We start from the raw sequence: 18,319 nt of genomic DNA on the forward strand, positions 1-18,319 counted from the left end.
GACAGCGCCAAAAAGAACGGCCGGGGGGACGCAAACGTCGCCACCCGGCCGTGAGGGGAAGGGTTCAGGCGGCGTGTGCCAGTTCCTTGCCTGCTGCGACGTCACGCTGTACCTGCGTGGGCTTGCCCGGCGAGGCGCAGTAGGCATACGCAGCGTTGGCGGCTTCGCGCGGGGTACCCGGCGACGCGCAGTACGCGTAGGTCGCCCTGGCAGCCTGGCGCGGCTGGCCCGGCGCGGCGCAGTATGCGTAGGCAGCGTTGGCGGCTTCGCGCGGCTGGCCTGGCGAGGCGCAGTATGCATAGGCAGTGTTGGCGGCTTCACGCGGCTGGCCCGGCGAGGCGCAGTAGGCGTAGGCGGCGGCGTTGGCGGCTTCGCGCGGCTTGCCCGGCGCGGCGCAATATGCGTGGGCAGCGTTGGCAGCTTCGCGCGGCGTGCCTGGCGAGGCGCAGTATGCGAACGCGGCGTCGCTAGCCTGGCGCAGTTTGCCCGGTCCGGCGCAGTATGCGTAGGCGGCGATGGCAGCTTCGCGCGGCATGCCCGGCCCGGCGCAGTATGCGTGCGCGCTGTTGGCCGCAGCCGCGGTGCCGAATTCCGCTTCGTAGATGCTGCGCATGCGCTCTCCGCCGGCGGCGTGGTCGTCATCGTTCGCACTGGCGCCCATGCCGACATAGGGATAGTGGTGCAGGAAGTAGCCGAACACGGCTTCGCAGTCGCGGGCGTACTTCAGCGTGTCGAGGATGTGGTAGTGCCAGAAGATATCCACGTCAACCGTTGGCGATGCCTCTGCATTGGGGTACTTCTTCATCAGGAAGAGGAAGCGGCGGTATTCCGTCTCCACGGCATCGGCGCGCAGCGCGGTCCAGCCTTCGCCGGAGTGCACATGCATCAGTTTCATTTTGATCGGATCGAGATCCAGCGTTTCGAAAGCTGCGAATTCATTGGTCAACATAGTTATCACCTTTTGTTGTAGATCTGTTGGTTGAGGCACTCTTTTTTATCCCTAGTTGAAGCGGTACTGCAGAGGGTCCTCCTGGATGAGGGTGGGCGTTAATCGGAAGCCAGGCACCCTGTGTTGAGCGGTGCCAGTGAGAAAAATTGTCCTGCGTACCGTCAGTTCCAATGTTGACCTCTGTCAACCAAGAAACTGCTGTGTAGAAACACGACAACACAGGAAAAAAAAGCGCCAGGGACCTAGGCAATCAGCGGAAACGTGACCTCATTGTCCTGCGAGGAGAGGGAGGGCGAGTCGGATGCATGTGCCGCCAAGGGAATGCTGACGACGATGGTGGTGCCCGTGTCGGGACCACTGCTGATCGAGAAGCTGCCGCCAAGGATGTTGACGCGTTCTTCGATGCCTACCAGGCCGAAGGACCCGCTGCGGTTGCGGCTGCCAGGCTGCATGCCGATGCCGTTGTCGCGGATGGTCATGGTCAGCATGTCGGCGTGCTGGTGCAGGTCGATGCGTACGCGGCTCGCGCGCGCGTGCCGCGCCACGTTGTTGAGCGACTCCTGCAGGATGCGGAACAGCGCGGTGGCGCACTGGTCGTCGAGATGGTGTTCGGTCTCGTCTTCGACCAGTTCGCATTCGATGCCGGTGCGGCGCGCGAAGTCGGCGACCTGCCAGTCGACTGCGGCGGCCAGGCCGAGGTCGAGGACGTTCGGGCGAAGGTCGTTGATGATCTGGCGCACGCTGCGGATGGTGAGGTCGATCTGGCGCACCGTCGCGCTGGCGCGCTCGTGCAGGCGGCCATGGCGGCCGCGCGTGCGGTTGGCCAGGATCTCGGCCTCGATCTTCAGCGCCAGCAGGTTCTGCGCGAGTTCGTCGTGGATCTCGCGCGCGATGCGCTTGCGTTCGCCTTCCTTGATCTGTTCGGCATGCGCGGCCAGCTGGCGCAGTTTCTCGTTGGTGGCCTGCAGCTTGGATTGGCTGGCGCGCAGCTCGCGCGTCATGTCCTCGGCCATGCGCAGGGCGCTGCGGCGCGACGAGGCCATGGTCTGGAACAGCGCGTAGAGCAAGGCGGTGCTGAGCGTGCCGGCAAGGGCGGCCAGCCAGGGGTAATAGAAGTCGAAACGCGTGTACATCGCGTAACGGGGGATGCTGAAATCGGCGCGCCACTGGCGCTTCTTGAATTCGATCCGGAGGCTGGCCCGCAGCAGGTCGGCTTCGCGCGGCACTGGCGCAATGCGCGCGGTCCAGTCGCTGTCGTAGAGGACCGCGCTGGGCTGCGCCTCGCCAGGCTCCAAAGGGACATCGTCGAGGTCGGTGAGCACCAGGCGCACGCCATCGACCGGGAAGCCCTCGAGTGCGCCGTTGACCATCGTGCTGAGCCCGAAACCGATGCCGACGGTGCCAATGTAGGCGGCGCGGCGCTGCAGGACGGTATCGATCGGCACGCCGCTGCGGTACACGGGCAGGCGCATCGCGAGGATGTTCTGGCGCGGACCGGAGTCGGGCATCACATTGACGCGCAGGCCCGAGGAGGTAAAGGAATTGTTATCGCGCGCCGACTCCACCGTACTGCGGATGTAGCTGCGCGCTTCCAGGTCGAGGCCGAGCTTGTCGAGCGTTTCCGGGTTGGCCGGTTCCATGTAGACGATGATCGTATAGCTGTCGCGTCCCGGCACGGGATGTAGCTTCCTGGCAGGCTCGGGCATGCCGTACTGGCGCAGGCGGCGGCGCACGTCCGCGTCCACGGCCGCCAGTTCAGACGGGCCGACGGCGCGCGCGTAGTTCATGGCATGGATGCCGGGGAAATTGCGCGGCGTGTCGAGCTGCTCGACATAGTGGCGGAAATCGTCGGCGCTGGCCTTGGGATTGGCGTGGAACAGGCCGGCCATGCCGCGCAGGACGTCGGTATAGCTCTTGATGCGGGCGTCGATCGCGAACTGGGCGGTGCGCGCCATCCCGCGAAAGCGCGTTTCGGCATCGCTTTCGATGGCATGGGCTGTGGCCAGATAGAGCGCGGTGCCGACCGTCACGGACAGCAAGGCCCCGGTCAGCATCACAGTCGGTATGGCGACAAGATGGTTGTGGGGACGGCGGGAAGACATGATCCGTAAACTCGCTTGCTAGGTGAACTCGTCGCGTTAATGCGACAAACATTCATACGCTAAGCTTGTTTAGGAAACGAAGAACCTATCAGGTTTGATAGGTTTAGCGGCAATGCAACGAAGTAGACAAAATGGAAACGTTTCGCAATGAAAAGGGCCGCGCATGCGCGGCCCTTTTCATTCGACTGCGGCTTTGAGCGTCTAACAAAACCCCCAGGGCAAGGCGGATCGCCGCAGTGGCGGACCACGAAGACAGTACGCTAGTACGGCGAGACGATCCAACGCTGCCATGGGGGGAATTGTTAGGCGCTCTTATTTGCCCCAGCTGTCTTTCAGTGTGGTGACGCGATTGAACACCGGCTTGCCGGGTTGGGAATCGACGCGGTCGGCCACGAAGTAGCCGTGGCGCTCGAACTGGAAGCGCTGCTCGCGCACCGCATCCTTCATGCCCGGCTCCAGGTAGGCGGTCACGGTTTCCAGCGCGTTCGGGTTGAGCGCGGCCTTGAAATCCTTGCCGCCGGCGTCCGGCTGGGGTTCCGTGAACAGGCGGTCGTACAGGCGCACCTCGGCCTCGAGCGCGGTGGCGGCGCTGACCCAGGTGATGTTGCCTTTAACCTTGTAGTTGTCGGCGCCCGGCGTGCCGGACTTCGAATCCTCGAAGTACTTCACGTGCACGGCCGTGACCTTGCCGTTCTCGTCCTTGTCGAAGCCGGTGCACTCGACCACGAAGCCGTACTTCAGGCGCACGCGCGAACCCGGCTGGTCGCCAACGGGCGGGGTGAAGCGGTGGTAGCCCTTGGTCGGGGTTTCCATGAAGTCTTCCTGCTCGATCCACAGCTCGCGCGTGAACGGGAAGCTGCGCACGCCCATTTCCGGGTGGTGCGGGTGGACCGGCGAGGAGCACTCGACCGATTCGCCTTCCGGGAAGTTGTCGACGATGAGCTTCAGGGGACGCAGCACGGCGATCGCGCGCGGCGCCTTCGGATCGAGGTCGTCGCGCAGCGCGCCTTCCAGCGTGCTCATGTCGATCCAGCCGTCGGCCTTGGAGACGCCGATGCGCTCGCAGAACAGCTGGATCGATTCCGGCGTATAGCCGCGGCGGCGCAGGCCGACGATGGTCGGCATGCGCGGATCGTCCCAGCCGGTCACCACACCCTCGTCCACCAGTTGACGGAGCTTACGCTTGGAGGTGACGACGTAGGTCAGGTTCAGGCGCGCCATCTCGTACTGGCGCGGCACCGGGCGCGGGAAGAAGCCGCCGTCGGCCAGGGTGTCGACCAGCCAGTCGTACATCGGGCGGTGGTCCTGGAATTCCAGCGTGCAGATCGAATGGGTGATCGACTCCAGCGCATCCGAGATCGGGTGCGTGTAGTCGTACATCGGGTAGATGCACCAGTCGTCGCCGGTACGGTGGTGGTGCGCATGGCGGATGCGGTACAGCGCCGGATCGCGGTTGGTCATGTTCGGCGAGGACATCGCGTCTTCCGACATCTTGGCGCGCAGGATGTGCTCGCCATCCTTGTACTTGCCGGCCTTCATGTCGCGGAACAGCTGCAGCGACTCTTCCACCGGACGGTTGCGGAAAGGCGAGTTGGTGCCGGGCGTGCTGAAGTTGCCGCGGTTCTTGGCCATCTCTTCCGGGGACTGGCTGTCCACGTAGGCCTTGCCTTCGCGGATCAGGTATTCCGCCATCTCGTACAGCTTGTCGAAATAGTCGCTGGCGTAGTGCAGGTATTCACCGTCGCCCTGTTCCCAGGTAAAGCCGAGCCACTTCACGGAATCCATGATGGTGTCGACGTATTCCTGGTCTTCCTTCTCCGGATTGGTGTCGTCGAAACGCAGGTGGCAGCGGCCGTTATAGTCGCGTGCCAGGCCGAAGTTCAGGCAGATCGATTTTGCGTGGCCCACGTGCAGGTAGCCGTTCGGCTCCGGCGGGAAGCGGGTGATGACGGGCGGCATGCCTTCGCGCGCATGGGTGCCCGCTGCCAGGTCGTGCTCGATAATGGCACGCAGAAAATTCGACGACGGGGGATTGCCCGCAGCCGCCGGGGTGTTCTTTTCGTTGCTCATGAAAAAAAGTTTTGGATAGGTAAGTTACGGACATTTTACCGTAACGCAGGAGGCAGCCGCCCCAGTATGTGGTGGAGCGCACGGTGAGCCCGATTATATGAATACATACTGAGGGCAACTAGGTCTATTCGCAAGGCTCAACATGAAAACCCTCGCCACCCATCCGGAACTGGTGCGTGCTTGGCTGCTGGCCCAGGCGGGCATGCCGCTGCCGCCCCTGCCGACGCCCCGTTCGCCAGCCCCTGCCCAGAAGCCGCCATCCCCACAAGCGCCGGTTCGCCATTGAGCGCCCGCCTTCTGGGCAAGTTGCCGTTTTCTATAGGATAATCTCGTTTTTGCCGTTTTGCGGCGCTGCCTGACGGCTTTGCCGGGAGAGTTTCTTTGGAAAATTTATATGCGATCCTCGGCGTCGCGCCGAATGCCAGCGACGACGAGATCAAGAAGGTCTATCGCTCGCTGGCGATGCGCTACCACCCCGACCGCAACCAGGCCCCGGGCGCCGAAGCACGCTTCAAGGCCGTCACCAAGGCCTACGAGGTGCTGTCCGACCCGGCCAGGCGAGCCGAATACAACCAGAGCGTCAACCACCGCATCGTGCTGGACGCCGAGGCCGAAGCCTTCGAGCTGTGGCGCTCGCTGTTCGCGCTGAACGGCGTGAACCTGCAGGCCTGACCGCCCGGCGCAGCAGCGCCCCACGAATCAACAGGACACAACAATGAAGAACGTACATCCCGAATTCTCGTTCCAGTCGCGCGAACTGGAAGGGCAGATCGAGGGCACGCTGGGCGACCCGCCCAACCGCAAGAACTACGACATGATGGTCAGCGCGCTGGTCTCGGAATATGCCGGCGGCTCGGGCCTGGACGACGTCAACCTGATGGCCTTCGCGCTCGTTGATTGCATCAAGTTCAAGGATCCGAAAGGCCTCATGCGCGAGGCTGCCGACTACGAAGGCACCGACCCGGCACGCGTGTTCGCGATGGCCGAGTGCGACGGCGAACAGGGCCGCGCCATGTACGAAGCCATGACGGCGAATTACCCGGAACTGGCGCGCCAGGCGATCATCACCGCCTTCCTGTACAAGAACCAGGCTAGGTGGGAAGACGAAGACCGCGATCTCGCCCGCCTCGGCGAAGGCGACGAGGGCGATGAGGACGACGACATGGATGGTACGGCCGCCAGCGACGACTTCACCCAGCTGTTCGATCCGGAAGGAGGAGAACGCGAATGAGCGACGAGTCCAACAAAGCGAACCTGCCGGCATTGACGAAGCAGGTCAGCGAACTGGTGCTGGCCGGCTCGCTCGAGCACGCCGAAGAGGCCTTCTCGCAGGCCGCCGACGAGCATGGCGACTACGCGGTCGTCGAAGTGCTGTCGACCCTGCCGCCGCAAGTGACTGCACTGCACCTGTCCGGCTTCGACGGCGCCAAGACCTCGGTCGCGACCCTGCTGGTGCCGCCCAAGGCCTGGGCCGAGAGCCTGGCCTATATCGCGGCCACCTGGCCGGACAACCTGATCGAGGACGATCCGGAACGCATCGCCGAGAACCTGTTCAACCACGTGCACGGCATCGTCTACGCCAACGACGACGAAGACCGCCGCCACGAGCTGCTGCAGGAAGCCTCCGCCACCGACCATGGCGCCACCGTGTTCGCCATCCTGTGGTCGCTGGCCCCGAAGGAGATCCTCGAAGTGGCCGGGGAGATCCTGTCCAAGGGCCGCTACGTCACCGCCCAGACCAGCGGCGACAGCGATATCGCGCCGCTGGCGGTCGACCTGGCCAAGGCCAGCGAAGACGGCTGGGAGCGCTCGCTGCTCGAGCTGTTCCCGGAATTCCGCCACAGCGCCGAGATGGCCGACGTCGAGCTGCCGGACGACCCGGACGAGGAATCGCCCTTCATGCAGCGCACGACGCGCGAACTGCTGTATCGCCTGCGCAAGCAGGTGCCGTCGGTGCGTAGCATGCCGCGCCGCGGTACCCGCCGCAGCATGGGCACGGACATCTTCTCGTGAGCGGAGCGCCAGGATCCATGCTGCCTGCAATCGTCATCGAGAAGCCGCCGCGCCTGGTGCGGGTGATCAAGCTGCTGCCCGGCGAAGCAACCCCGGACGAAGCCGTGGTGCTGGCCGACGAGCTGGCCGGCATCACGGCGATGGTGGCCGAGAAGTTCACCAATGACCGCACCGCCGAAGGCATCCAGCGCGCCCAGCTGCTGACCGTGGGCGGGGTCTCGCTCGGCCTCGAGCACTTGTGCGACAGTGATGACGACCTCGACGCGCTCGATATCCTGATCGAGGAGGGCGCCGAGCTCGTGTTCCAGCAGGGCTTCCGCCTGGTGAAGGAACTGTCCGCACTGCCCGAAGACACGCTGGTGGGCGAGTACGACGTCGATCCGGTCTATGCGCAGCGCCGCCTGAAGGAACTGTTCGTCGACCTGTGCACGGCCGACCCGGGCGAAAGCTGGAGCGGCTACGAGCGCTACCTCGGCCAGCTCAAGCAGCGCCAGGGGGTGCAGGCGATCGTGCGCGCGGCCCAGTGGATCCGCCGCCACCATTACGAAGGGCCGATCAATGACCCGGACCTGAACGCCGAAGGCGTGATCGCGCTGGCGATCATCTTCGCGGTCGAGGGTGGCGGGCGCGTCACGGCGCGCACCGGGCAGAAGGAGTTCGAACGCCTCGTGAAATCGGTGCGCAAGAACAAGCCGGACTTTGAAAGCGGCTGGGCCGAGCTGATGGCGCAGGTCCCAGCGGCGCACCAGCCGATCATCGCCGAGCGCATCGCGACCTACCGCGAGCATTGCACCGTGCTGCAGCATATCGGTACCAAAGCCACCATGAAGCAGCTCTTCACCGAGCTGGAAAACTACGCCGGTTCCGAGCTCGACCCGGACCTGCCGTAAGGCCCCATGAACGGCGCGGCGCAGGGGCGGATCGCGGCGGGAAGCCCTGAATTCCGCCGCATCAACCGGGCCATGGCCTTTGGCGGCTTTTCCGTCTTTGCGCTCCTGTACTGCGTCCAGCCGCTGATGCCGCTGCTGGCGCGCGACTTTTCCCTCACGCCCGCTCAATCGAGCCTCGCGCTGTCGGTCTCCACCGCCACGCTGGCCGTAGCGCTGCTGGCCTCCGGCAGCGTGGCCGACCGCATTGGCCGCAAGCAGCTGATGGTGGCCTCGATGGTTGGCGGCGCGCTGCTGACTTTGTTGTCGAGCTTCGCTGTCGACTACACCCAGCTGGTCGGCGTGCGGGTCCTGCTCGGCTTTGTGCTGGGCGGCCTGCCGGCAGTGGCGATGGCCTACCTCAGCGACGAGATCGAAGGCGGCTCGCTCGGCCTGTCGATGGGCATGTACATCAGCGGCAGCGCCTTCGGGGGCATGAGCGGGCGCGTGCTGTCCTCGGTGATCAGCGATTTCGTTTCCTGGCGCGTCGCCGTCGGCATGCTCGGGGCGGCCGGGCTGTACGCGGCCTGGGAATTCTCGCGCAGCCTGCCGCCCTCGCGCCATGGCGCAACGAAGCGGGTGCACGGGCCGGGCTTCCTCGACGGCCTGCGCATCCATCTGCGTGATCAAGGACTGCCCTGGCTGTTCGTGCTGCCCTTCCTGCTGATGGGCTGTTTCGTCAGCCTGTACAACTACATCAGCTACCGGATGCTGGCGCCGCCGTTCAACCTGAGCCAGAGCGCGGTGGGCGCGGTGTCGCTGCTCTACCTGCTCGGCATGTTCAGTTCGATGTGGGCGGGCAAGCTGGCGGACCGGCTGGGGCGGCGCAATGTGCTGTGGCTGTTCATGGCGGTGATGATCGCCGGCCTGCTGGTGACGCTGCACGAATCGGTGTTTGCCATTGTGCTCGGCGTCGGGCTCGCGACCTTCGGCTTCTTTGCTGCGCATTCGGTGGCCAGCAGCTGGGTAGGCCGGCGCGCGCGGCCGCCACAGGCGCTGGCCTCGGGCATCTATCTGTTCTGCTATTACGTCGGCTCGAGCGTGGTCGGGTGGTTCACGGGCTACGTGTGGGAGCACTGGGGATGGAGCGGCGTGGTGGCCGTGCTCGGCGCGCTGCTGGGCGTGGCCCTGGCGATCGCGCTGCGGCTGCGGTCCTTGGCGCCAGCGTCGAGCGTCGTGGATAGCCGTGATCCTGGACATCTTCGATAGCACATCACCGGCGATATTCCATGATCCGCTTGAGCTCCGCAAGGCGCTGCCTGGTCAGCGCAAGCTGGATCGCCTCCGGCGCCGGTCCGGACGGCAGCCTCGCGCGGAAGGCGACAAAGCTGTCGCGGTAGGCGATCCATGCACGCTCCGCCTGGCGCACGTCGGCACGGGTGATGGTCGAGTCACCGACCCGGTCCGGCCGTTCGCGCTCGGCCGGCGTCGGCGCCATTAGCGTGCGGTAAACGGTGTTGAGTTCCTTGTCGGCCCGTGCCAGATCCTGCGGCGAAGCGGCGGGCAGGCGCTTGCCGAGGACATCAAACAGTAATTCGTCGAATTGCGCCAGCAGTTTGCCTTCGCGCTCGATCGCCAGGCCGGGGGCGGCGGTTCCCTGCATGTTGGTCTCGGCAGTGCCGGCATAGCGCTCGGCCGCCTGGCGCAGCTTCCCGAGCGCGTCGCGGGCAGGACCCGGCAGCGCCGCCACCGTGCGCTCGAGGCGCGCCTTGCGCACACGGTCCGCCTGGCCTTTGCGAATGCCCGCGCATACGCCACCCATGTAGCCGCTGGTGATGTGGTCGCACTGGTCGAACACGGCGCCGGCGCCCTGCGGTCCCGCCAGATGGGCGATACGTGCTTCCATCTCCGCCTTGGCGATGAACTCCAGCTTGCAGGCATGGTGGATCGCGATATCGGGATCGCGCGCGACGCCGAAGCCGTTCGCGTACAGCATCATGAGGACCGCATCGTCCTCCTGCGCCAGCGCGCATTCGCGCACCTGCCGCCACTCCGCAGGCGAGGTAAGGGCCTGGCTGCGCTTGACGTAATACAGGTCGCCCGCATTGCAGCGCGGCGCCGGCTCCTTTACCCTGCCGAGATCCGGCGCGCTGCGCTGCGCCACGCGCATGCACTGGCGGTACCAGGATTCATCTTCGGAAAACGGGACGCCGAAGTTGCTGGTATTGGGGTAGGGCGCGGCGGACGACAGGCCGCAGGCGGAGAACATAAGGCTCGTCAGTAGCGCGTTCAGATATGGTCGGAACATGGACACCGCAACTCCAGGTAATTGCCGCTTGCGTGAACAGGCTGGCAGGATAACTGACAACCTCGACATCATGCGTAGCCGTGGTAGGTGAAATAGCTGAGACGCTTTTCCACCGGATCGTATTCGGCGTCAAAAAAGCACTGCCCGCCATCGTCCACATGCATGAACTGCGCCGACAGTTCCCATGCGGGGGTGTCGAAGACCTGGCAGGCGCCCGCAAGCCGTACCACACGACGATCTTCCCGTGTTTCGCCGCGAAACTGGATGGCGTACTTTGCGATGCGTGCCTTGTCGCCAAACAGCTTGTTCGAGACGAGCCGGGCATCGATCAGGGACACCATGTGCGCGACGGTCTCCAGGGGTACTTGCCAGGTACCGAGGCGGACTTCGTACCAGTTGGGAACCGGACTGATAGGGGGATCGTGGAGCGCCGATCGCGCGCTCTTCGCGCTGGTCCAATCCGGAAACGGGGTATGGAACTGGGCTTGCGCCGGCAGGCACAGCAGCGTTGATACGGCGGTAAGCGGGACGACGCATCGAAGGCGCATGGCAGGCTGGGCTTGGTCATCATGGACACCGTATAGCTTACCCAAGCGGCGCCACGGTAGAGCACTTATGCCAAATAAATTGTTTTAGCAAAAGTAACAGTAGAGCAAGCGGAGTAGGGCACAATGCCCGTCCCCACATGTCTTTTGGCTGTACTCCCATGCTTCGCCCCTCGCTCATTGCCCTCTGCATTTCCGCGCTCCCAGCTTACGCCCAGACTAGTGCCACTTCCGTTACAAGCGAGCCTGCCACGACGAAGAAAGCCGAGACGCCGGACAAGATCCAGCAGGTCGAAATCAAGGGCAATTCCAACACCTACGACCCGCGCCGCGACGACACGGCCAGCAAGATCGTGGTGACGAGCGAAGAGATCAAGCGCTACGGCGACACCTCGGTACTCGACGTGTTCAAGCGCCTGCCGGGCATCACCGTCAGCGGCGCTTCCGGGCGCGGCGGCGAGATCCGCATGCGTGGTCTGGGCAGCGGCTATACGCAGATCCTGATCAACGGCGAGCGGGCGCCGGCCGGCTTTTCGATCGACCAGCTCTCGCCCGACGTCATCGAACGCATCGAGATCCTGCGCGCGGCCAGCGCCGAGTTCTCAACCCAGTCGATCGCCGGTACGATCAACATCGTGCTCAAGAAATCGGTGCAGAAGGCGCAGCGCGAGCTGCGTGCCGGCATCGGCAGGAGCCGCGATGCGAGCAACCCGAGCGCGAGCCTGCAGATGTCTGACCGGGTCGAGGGCATGTCGTATTCGGTGAGCGCCAACGCCATGATGTACGACTACGACCGCCAGTCCCCGGTCGAGGAATCCGCGCTCACCCCGGTCGGCCGGCTGGCCATGCTGCGCCGCACCCGCGCCCACGACCAGGGCACGCCGTACAGCATCAGCCTGGCACCCCGTATCAACTGGACCGGCAAGAAGGGCGGCACACTCACCTGGCAATCGCTGGTTGCCGCCAACCGCAACGACTATCACGGCTACGCCGTCACCGACACCCTGCTCGGCCAGGCGCCCCTGTATGACGTGCGCGACACCGACAGCAAGGGTACCAACGCGATCCTGCGCTCGGACCTGAACTGGGTGCGCGAGCTGGGCGAGGGCGCGAAAATCGACCTCAAACTCGGTGTGAACGGCATCCGCAACCGCGGCACCTGGCGCGAGCACGACGACAGCATGGGCCTGCGCGGCCGCGACGCCCTGGTGCTCAGCCGCACCTCGGAACGCGGGCTCACCTCGACCGGCAAGTATTCGACGTTCTGGAAGAAGGACCATGCGCTGTCGATGGGCTGGGACGGCGGCTACACCCTGCGCGACGACGCCCGCATCGAGGACGAGGCCTTCCCGCAGAGCGGCCGCAGCGCATACACGGACGAGCGCTACGAGGCGAAGCTCGGCCGCCTCGCCCTGTTCGTGCAGGACGAGTGGAACCTCACGCCGCGCTGGTCAATGTACCTCGGGCTGCGCTGGGAAGGCCTGGAGACGACCAGCGAGGGCAATACCTTCGCCACCACGACCAACCGCAGCAGCGTCTGGAGCCCGCTGGCCCAGACCCTGTACAAGCTTCCGAACAGCCGTGACCAGCTGCGCCTGGCCCTGACGCGCACCTACAAGGCGCCCGCCGCCAGCAGCCTGATCCCGCGCCGCTTCACCACGCCGAACAACAGCCAGACCGATCCCGACTACCGCGGCAACCCGAACCTCAAGCCGGAACTGGCGACCGGCATCGACGCCTCCTACGAGCATTACTGGGCCGAGAAGGCCCTGCTGAGCGCCAGCGTGTCGGTGCGGCGCATCCAGGACTTCACGCGCCAGGGACTGATTCTCGAGAATGGCCGCTGGATCCAGACGCCGGTCAATGACGGCGACGCGGTGACGCGCAGCCTCGAACTGGAAGCCAAGTTCCCGCTGTCGGCAGTGCGCAAGGGCGGGCTGGACGTCGACCTGCGCGCCAGCGTCTCGCGCAACTGGTCGCGTGTGGAAGAGGTGCCGGGGCCGAATAACCGGCTCGACCAGCAGACGCCCCTGTCCGCCACGCTGGGCGCCGACTGGCGCGCACCGGGCGGCAGGCTGTCGGCCGGTTCCAGCTTCGCCTTCAAGAGCGGCGGGCCGGTACGCATCAACGTCAACCAGTCCGGTTACCAGAGCGTGCGGCGCGACCTCGACATGTACGCGCTGTACAAATTCAATCCCAAGTACCAGCTGCGCTTCGCCGTGTCGAACATCCTGCGCCAGGACTTCCTGGACGATTCGATCTACACCGACGCCAACGGCACGCAACGCCGGACCAGGGTGTTCCCGGGCTATGCGATGGCGCGCCTGACGCTCGAAGCGCGCTACTGAGGCAGTCTGTCGGCGTGCACCAGGCGCGCAATCGCTTCGACGAGCACGTCGGCCGGCACCGGCTTGGCCAGGTGTCCGTCGAAGCCGGCGGCGAGCGCCTTGTCGCGGTCTGCGGCCTGGCCGTAGCCGGTTACCGCGAGCAGCGGGATCGCTGCCGTTGCCGCGTCTTTGCGCAGTGCGCCGGCGACCGCGTAGCCTGACATGTCGGGCAGGTCGATGTCGACCAGGGCGATATCCGGTCGGAAGCTGCGGGCTGCCTCGATTCCGCCGGCGCCGTCCGGCGCCACGCATACTTCGAAACCCTGCTCGGCCAGCAGCATGCGCATCATTTCCCGGACATCGCCATTGTCCTCGATGACCAGGACGCGTGCGTGGCTGTGCGCCGGAGCCGCGGGCAGGGATGGCTGCGGAGTCGTGGCCATGTGCACCAGAGGGAAGCGCAGGGTAAAGGTACTACCCTGGCCGGGGCCTGGGCTATCCGCCGCCAGCGTCGCGCCGTGCAGCTTCGCCAGCGCATCGACGACAGCCAGGCCGATGCCCAGGCCACCCTTGGCGCGGTTGACGACCTCGCCTTGTACGAACACCTCGAAGGCTTGCGCCATCAGTTCCGGCGTCATGCCGATGCCGGTGTCGCTGATCGCCAGCACCGCCTCGCCGTTCCCGGTGTGCAGCGCGATACCGATGCGTCCACCCTCCGGTGTGTATTTCAAGGCGTTGTCGAGCAGGTTCGCAATCATCTGTTCGAGGCGGGTGGGATCGGCCTCGATGGTGGCCGGTGCAAGCTGCAACGCGAGCTCGTGGGTCCGGGTGGCGCCACGGGCCTCGAACGCGGCGAGGCAGGATTGCACGGCTGCCTGCAGGTCGACCTGCGTCGGCGCCAGCGCGATCTTGCCGTTGAGGATGCGGTGGGCGTCCAGCAGTTCGTCCACCAGGTGGGTCAGGTGGCGGGTCTGGTGCTGCAGGATATCCCTGATCTTCGTGGTGCGCTCGGCGTCCGTTCCCCCCATCGACAGCATTGCGACCCCGGACGAGATCGCGGCGAGCGGATTGCGCAATTCGTGCCCGAGCATGGCGAGGAACTCGTCCTTGGCCCGGTTCTGCCGTTCCGCCACCTTCTGCGCCTGTTCAGCGTGGATGCGCGCCGTGCGCGCTTCTTCCACCACCTGGCGCCGGCTGGCTTCCCCCGCCACCAGCAACCGGCCGGCCCGGTGCAGGGCCATCTGCAGGCGGTTCATCTCTTCCACGCGCAGGTCGGCGACAGGCGGGACCCGGTAGGACGGCAGGTCTTCGGCCGCAGCCGCGGCGGCATCGATCGCGGAGACGAGGCGCCGGCTGAACAGGATGGCGGCGCCGATCGCGCACAAGAGAGCAATCAGGAAACCGGCCGCGCTCAGGGCCACGGAATGCACGGCGGTGCGCTCGATCTCCGCCACCGGCACGCCGACCCCGACCATCCAGCCGGTAATCGTCGAGCGCTGCCAGGCGCCGTACATCTCGACGCCGTCGCGGGTCATGGCGCGCGAGATTCCTTCGTAGCCTGCCAGGATGGTCTTGAGCCGTTCGCCGCGTGGCGGCGAGCCCACGAACTTCTCGGGATGGATGTTGCGGGCGATCGTTATGCCGCGTTTGTCGAACACCGCAATCAGCCAAGAGCTCGGAATGTTCTTGGCCGGCAGGATGCTGTTGAGGCGATCGGAGAACATCCATTCGTTGACGACGAAGCGGCGGCCGTCGCCGATCGTGACCGGCGCTTCGACGCTGACAACGTATTTGCCTGTTGCGCTACCCTTGATCAAGTCGCTGTATACCGGCTTGCCTCCCGCCAGTACGGCCCTGACCCGTTCTCTTGCCGCGGCATTTGGAGCAGGGATGCTGGTGCCGTAAGGACGCACCGTATTGAAAACCTGCTGCCCGCGTTCGTCGAGCAGGGCGGTGTGGGTATCGCGTCCCGTGTTTGCGTCCACAGCCTGGCCATAGAAGCCCTCGAACTTGCCTTCCTTGAGGTTACGTGAAGTCTGCAATGTCCTGGCAGTGGCCATCGCAAAGGTCATTTCGCGGTCCATGGCATTGACGGACGCGCGCGCCAGCTCCTGCATGCTGCGCAGTGCCGCCTCGCGTTCGGCGGTCAGGAGCACGTTCAGGACGACGATGGAAAAGACGACCGTCGGCACCAGGATGGCGGCCGCCAGCAGTGCGATATGGGACCGGACTTTCATTGTTGCGGGAGGCAGGAAGCGGTTGTCGGTAAAGACAGCTATTATTGCATGGTTGGCAAGGTGGGCGGGCAGCTTCAGTGCGCAGCTTCCGCCCTCTGCAATTCGCGCACATCGTTTCGTGAAGGTTCGTTATGCTAAGAGGAAGCTGCCTGTGCGGCGCCGTCAGATACAGCGCCGCCGGCCCGGTCGAAAGCGCCAGCCACTGCTATTGCACGATGTGCCAGAAGCAGCACGGCGCCGGCGCCGGGACCTATGCCAACGTCGCCCGCGCTGGTTTGAAGATCGAACAGGGCGATGCCTTCATCACGGAATACGCGTCATCGAGCCACGGCCGGCGCGCCTTCTGCCGCCAATGCGGCTCGACGCTGTTCTGGCGCAGCGAAGAGTCGCCCGAGCGCATCGCCGTCACTCTCGGCACGCTGGATGAGCCCTATACCGGTCCGGTCGAGCGGGAGCTGTACCTTGATACCAAGCCGTCCTGGCTGCCAGTCAAGAATCCAGACTGAAGCGGTAACAAGGCTGAGGCCTGCCCCAGGCTTGACGCGCACACGCCTGCAATGCGGGCTTGATATCCCCGGCAGGAAGACTAAAGTGATTGATTCCAGCGGATTCGCCGCACTACTTTCAGGAGGTCAATCATGTTGCAACCTGCCGAAATTCAACAGCGTTTCAGCCAGATCCAGCAAACCGTCAACCAGGCCGAAGAGGTCACGAGGAACGACCAGGGTGCACCCAGCGAGATCCGCGACTGCATCCAGAAGATCGCCCACGAAATGCCGCAAGCCCAGCGCGTGATGCAGTCGAACGACCAGTCCGACATCATCGAATGCATCGACCGGCTGGAAGAGATGGGCGACGAAGCGAAACGGATGTGCCGTAGCGCCCAGCCGTCGCCCCAGGTGGCCTCGGTGGTGACGCGGGTGCATGACGTCCTGTCGGACCTCAAGCACCAGCTGCATTGAATCGTAGGGTGGGCGGGTCTTCCCGCCCACGTGGTCATTGTTATCGGCTCCGCTTTCGCGCCCCGATGATCTTGCGACAAGCGATCACCGCGTGGGCGGACAAGCCGCCCACCCTACGATAATCAGAGGACCCCTTTGCCGCGCAAGGCGGCAATCTCCGCCTCGCCGAGGCCCAGCACCTCGTGCAGTACTTCGTCGGTGTGCTGGCCCAGCAGGGGCGGGGCCTTGTCGCTGGTTGCGGGCGTGGCCGACATCCGGATCGGGTTCCTCACCAGCTTGACGGTGCCCGCCGCCGGATGCGGCAGTTCGATCGCGACGCCGCGCGCCTGTACCTGCTCGTTGGCGAAGACCTCGCCGATGTCGTTGATCGGACCGCAAGGCACGCCCACCGACTCAAGCAGGGCGATCCACTCGTCGCGCTTCTTCTGCTTGACCATCCCGGCCAGGATCGGCACCAGCACATCGCGGTTCTGCACGCGCAGCGGATTGGTCGCGAAGCGCGGATCCAGGCCCAGCTCCGGCCGGCCGCCGGCCTCCACGAACTTCTGGTACTGCCCGTCGTTGCCGGTGGCGACGATGATGTGGCCATCCGCACAGGCGAAGGTCTGGTAGGGCACGATGTTGGCGTGCGCATTGCCCCAGCGCTTGGGCGGCTTGCCGCTGTTGAGGTAATTGCTGCCCATGTTGGCCAGCATCGCCACCTGGGTGTCGAGCAGGGCCATGTCGATGTGCTGGCCTTCGCCGCTGCGGTCGCGGTGGGTCAGCGCCGCCAGCACGGCCACGGTCGCGTACATGCCGGTCATCAGGTCGGTCAGCGCCACGCCTGCTTTCTGCGGGCCGCCGCCCGGCAGGTCGTCGCGCTCGCCGGTGACCGACATCAGGCCACCCATGCCCTGGATCAGGAAGTCATAGCCGGCGCGGTGCGCATACGGGCCGTCCTGGCCGAAGCCGGTGATCGAGCAGTACACCAGGTCGGGCTTGATGGCTTTCAGGCTGTCGTAATCGAGGCCGTAGCGCTTCAGGTGGCCCACCTTGAAGTTTTCCAGCACGACGTCGCAATGCTTGACCAGTTCGCGCAACAGGGCTTGCCCTTCGCTGCTGGCGATGTCCACCGTGACCGAGCGCTTGCCGCGGTTGGCCGACAGGTAATACGCCGCTTCGCTGGTGTCGCGTCCCTGCGCATCCCTGGCGTAGGGCGGGCCCCAGGCGCGGGTGTCGTCGCCGTTGCCGGGGCGTTCGATCTTGATCACGTCGGCGCCGAGGTCGGCCAGGTTCTGCGAACACCACGGGCCGGCGAGCACGCGCGACAGGTCGAGCACGCGGATATGGCCGAGCGCCTTCGGCAGCGCGCTGGAAGGAGTACCGGATTGCGTCATCTTGTTCCTGCTGGGTTGTATAGGCGAGCGAAGCCGGATTATAGCTGTCCGCGCGGGATCGTCCGCACCGAACGGTGGGCGGGCCTGAGCGCCGCATCGATGACGGCCAGTGCGCGTTCCGGCTGCGCGGCGCCGCACATGAAGATGTCGGCCGCGGCGAAGCCGTGCTCGGGCCAGGTGTGGATCGAGATGTGCGATTCGGCCAGCAGCAGCACGCCGGTCACGCCCTGTTCCGGGCCGAAGGCGTGGAAGTGGCTGTGCAGGATGTGGGCGCCGGCCGCCAGCGCTGCGTCGCGCAGCAGGGTGTCGATGGCGGCAGGGTCGACCAGCAGGCCGCCGTCGATGCCGGCCAGGTCGGCCAGCAGATGGATGCCCGCAGGGCGATGTTCAATCGTCACTTGTGACCGCCGCCCGAGTAGCCGCCGCTGCCGCTGCCGTAGCTGTGGCTGCGCCAGCTATTGCCGCCGCCGCTGCGGGTGGAAGACGCCATGCTGACCCAGCAGATGATGGTGGTGATGACGGTTACCACGATGGCGTAGAGGATGAATTTAGTTCTCATGCAGG

At 65.3% G+C, this 18,319-nt stretch carries 18 protein-coding genes; 9 read left to right on the top strand and 9 right to left on the bottom strand.

The genetic code is table 11. The features are described 5' to 3' along the window. Positions 1–64 precede the first annotated feature (64 nt). From LK539_RS07950 to LK539_RS07960, 3 genes are all read right to left on the bottom strand, one after another. Entirely contained in the window at positions 65–949 is an 885-nt protein-coding gene (locus LK539_RS07950) for a glycine-rich domain-containing protein-like (protein WP_227800364.1), read from the bottom strand. A 242-nt stretch (positions 950–1,191) separates the two neighbouring features. Beyond that, positions 1,192–3,003: a CHASE domain-containing protein gene (locus LK539_RS07955; protein WP_227800365.1), complete on the bottom strand. Its 1,812-nt coding sequence runs from the start codon at positions 3,001–3,003 to the stop codon at positions 1,192–1,194. A gap of 360 nt (positions 3,004–3,363) precedes the next feature. Beyond that, positions 3,364–5,121: a glutamine--tRNA ligase/YqeY domain fusion protein gene (locus LK539_RS07960; protein ID WP_227800366.1), complete on the bottom strand. Its 1,758-nt coding sequence runs from the start codon at positions 5,119–5,121 to the stop codon at positions 3,364–3,366. Between the two features lie 142 nt (positions 5,122–5,263). Here LK539_RS07960 and LK539_RS07965 point away from each other — a divergent pair, with 142 nt between their 5' ends. From LK539_RS07965 to LK539_RS07990, 6 genes are all read left to right on the top strand, one after another. Then, entirely contained in the window at positions 5,264–5,407 is a 144-nt protein-coding gene (locus LK539_RS07965; RefSeq protein ID WP_227800367.1) for a hypothetical protein, read from the top strand. Between the two features lie 95 nt (positions 5,408–5,502). After that, positions 5,503–5,793 carry a DnaJ domain-containing protein gene (locus LK539_RS07970; RefSeq protein ID WP_227800368.1) on the top strand — a complete coding sequence of 97 codons (291 nt, stop codon included), beginning with the start codon at positions 5,503–5,505 and terminating at the stop codon, positions 5,791–5,793. A 43-nt stretch (positions 5,794–5,836) separates the two neighbouring features. Then, on the top strand, positions 5,837–6,352 hold the full coding sequence (locus tag LK539_RS07975; RefSeq protein WP_227800369.1) for a hypothetical protein: 516 nt from the start codon (positions 5,837–5,839) through the stop codon (positions 6,350–6,352). Beyond that, complete coding sequence (locus LK539_RS07980; protein WP_227800370.1) at positions 6,349–7,134, top strand: hypothetical protein; 786 nt, start codon at positions 6,349–6,351, stop codon at positions 7,132–7,134. The genes LK539_RS07975 and LK539_RS07980 overlap by 4 nt, the downstream gene beginning before the upstream one ends. A 17-nt stretch (positions 7,135–7,151) precedes the next feature. Beyond that, positions 7,152–8,024, top strand: a complete 873-nt coding sequence (locus LK539_RS07985) for a hypothetical protein (RefSeq protein ID WP_227800371.1) — start codon at positions 7,152–7,154, stop codon at positions 8,022–8,024. A gap of 6 nt (positions 8,025–8,030) precedes the next feature. Beyond that, a complete protein-coding gene (locus tag LK539_RS07990; RefSeq protein ID WP_227800372.1) occupies positions 8,031–9,269 on the top strand; it encodes an MFS transporter in 1,239 nt (412 codons plus the stop codon). Positions 9,270–9,273: 4 nt separating this feature from the next. Here the strand turns inward: LK539_RS07990 and LK539_RS07995 are convergent, their stop codons facing one another. Then, positions 9,274–10,269, bottom strand: coding sequence for a lysozyme inhibitor LprI family protein (locus tag LK539_RS07995; RefSeq protein WP_227800373.1), 996 nt, complete (start codon positions 10,267–10,269; stop codon positions 9,274–9,276). Between the two features lie 107 nt (positions 10,270–10,376). Further along, complete coding sequence (locus LK539_RS08000) at positions 10,377–10,649, bottom strand: hypothetical protein (protein ID WP_227800374.1); 273 nt, start codon at positions 10,647–10,649, stop codon at positions 10,377–10,379. A 365-nt stretch (positions 10,650–11,014) separates the two neighbouring features. Here LK539_RS08000 and LK539_RS08005 point away from each other — a divergent pair, with 365 nt between their 5' ends. After that, complete coding sequence (locus tag LK539_RS08005) at positions 11,015–13,201, top strand: TonB-dependent siderophore receptor (RefSeq protein WP_227800375.1); 2,187 nt, start codon at positions 11,015–11,017, stop codon at positions 13,199–13,201. Here LK539_RS08005 and LK539_RS08010 read toward each other — a convergent pair. Then, positions 13,195–15,417 (bottom strand): ATP-binding protein, encoded by a 2,223-nt coding sequence (locus LK539_RS08010; protein ID WP_227800376.1) that lies wholly within the window; start codon positions 15,415–15,417, stop codon positions 13,195–13,197. The genes LK539_RS08005 and LK539_RS08010 overlap by 7 nt on opposite strands. A 131-nt stretch (positions 15,418–15,548) precedes the next feature. Here LK539_RS08010 and LK539_RS08015 point away from each other — a divergent pair, with 131 nt between their 5' ends. Both LK539_RS08015 and LK539_RS08020 read left to right on the top strand, forming a co-directional pair. Next, positions 15,549–15,923 carry a GFA family protein gene (locus tag LK539_RS08015; RefSeq protein ID WP_227800377.1) on the top strand — a complete coding sequence of 125 codons (375 nt, stop codon included), beginning with the start codon at positions 15,549–15,551 and terminating at the stop codon, positions 15,921–15,923. Positions 15,924–16,055: 132 nt separating this feature from the next. Further along, on the top strand, positions 16,056–16,379 hold the full coding sequence (locus LK539_RS08020) for a hypothetical protein (RefSeq protein ID WP_227800378.1): 324 nt from the start codon (positions 16,056–16,058) through the stop codon (positions 16,377–16,379). A gap of 122 nt (positions 16,380–16,501) precedes the next feature. Here LK539_RS08020 and LK539_RS08025 read toward each other — a convergent pair whose 3' ends face one another. Genes LK539_RS08025 through LK539_RS08035 form a run of 3 tightly spaced genes read right to left on the bottom strand, consistent with a single transcriptional unit; the run spans position 16,502 to position 18,314 of the window. Further along, complete coding sequence (locus LK539_RS08025) at positions 16,502–17,755, bottom strand: CaiB/BaiF CoA-transferase family protein (RefSeq protein ID WP_227800379.1); 1,254 nt, start codon at positions 17,753–17,755, stop codon at positions 16,502–16,504. A gap of 38 nt (positions 17,756–17,793) precedes the next feature. Next, positions 17,794–18,153, bottom strand: coding sequence for an adenosylmethionine decarboxylase (speD, locus tag LK539_RS08030; RefSeq protein ID WP_227800380.1), 360 nt, complete (start codon positions 18,151–18,153; stop codon positions 17,794–17,796). Next, entirely contained in the window at positions 18,150–18,314 is a 165-nt protein-coding gene (locus tag LK539_RS08035) for a hypothetical protein (protein WP_227800381.1), read from the bottom strand. Before LK539_RS08035 ends, speD begins: the two co-directional genes overlap by 4 nt. Positions 18,315–18,319: the final 5 nt, after the last annotated feature.

Source organism: Massilia sp. IC2-476 (assembly GCF_020707295.1).
In the GTDB taxonomy this organism is placed as follows: Bacteria; Pseudomonadota; Gammaproteobacteria; order Burkholderiales; family Burkholderiaceae_D; genus Telluria.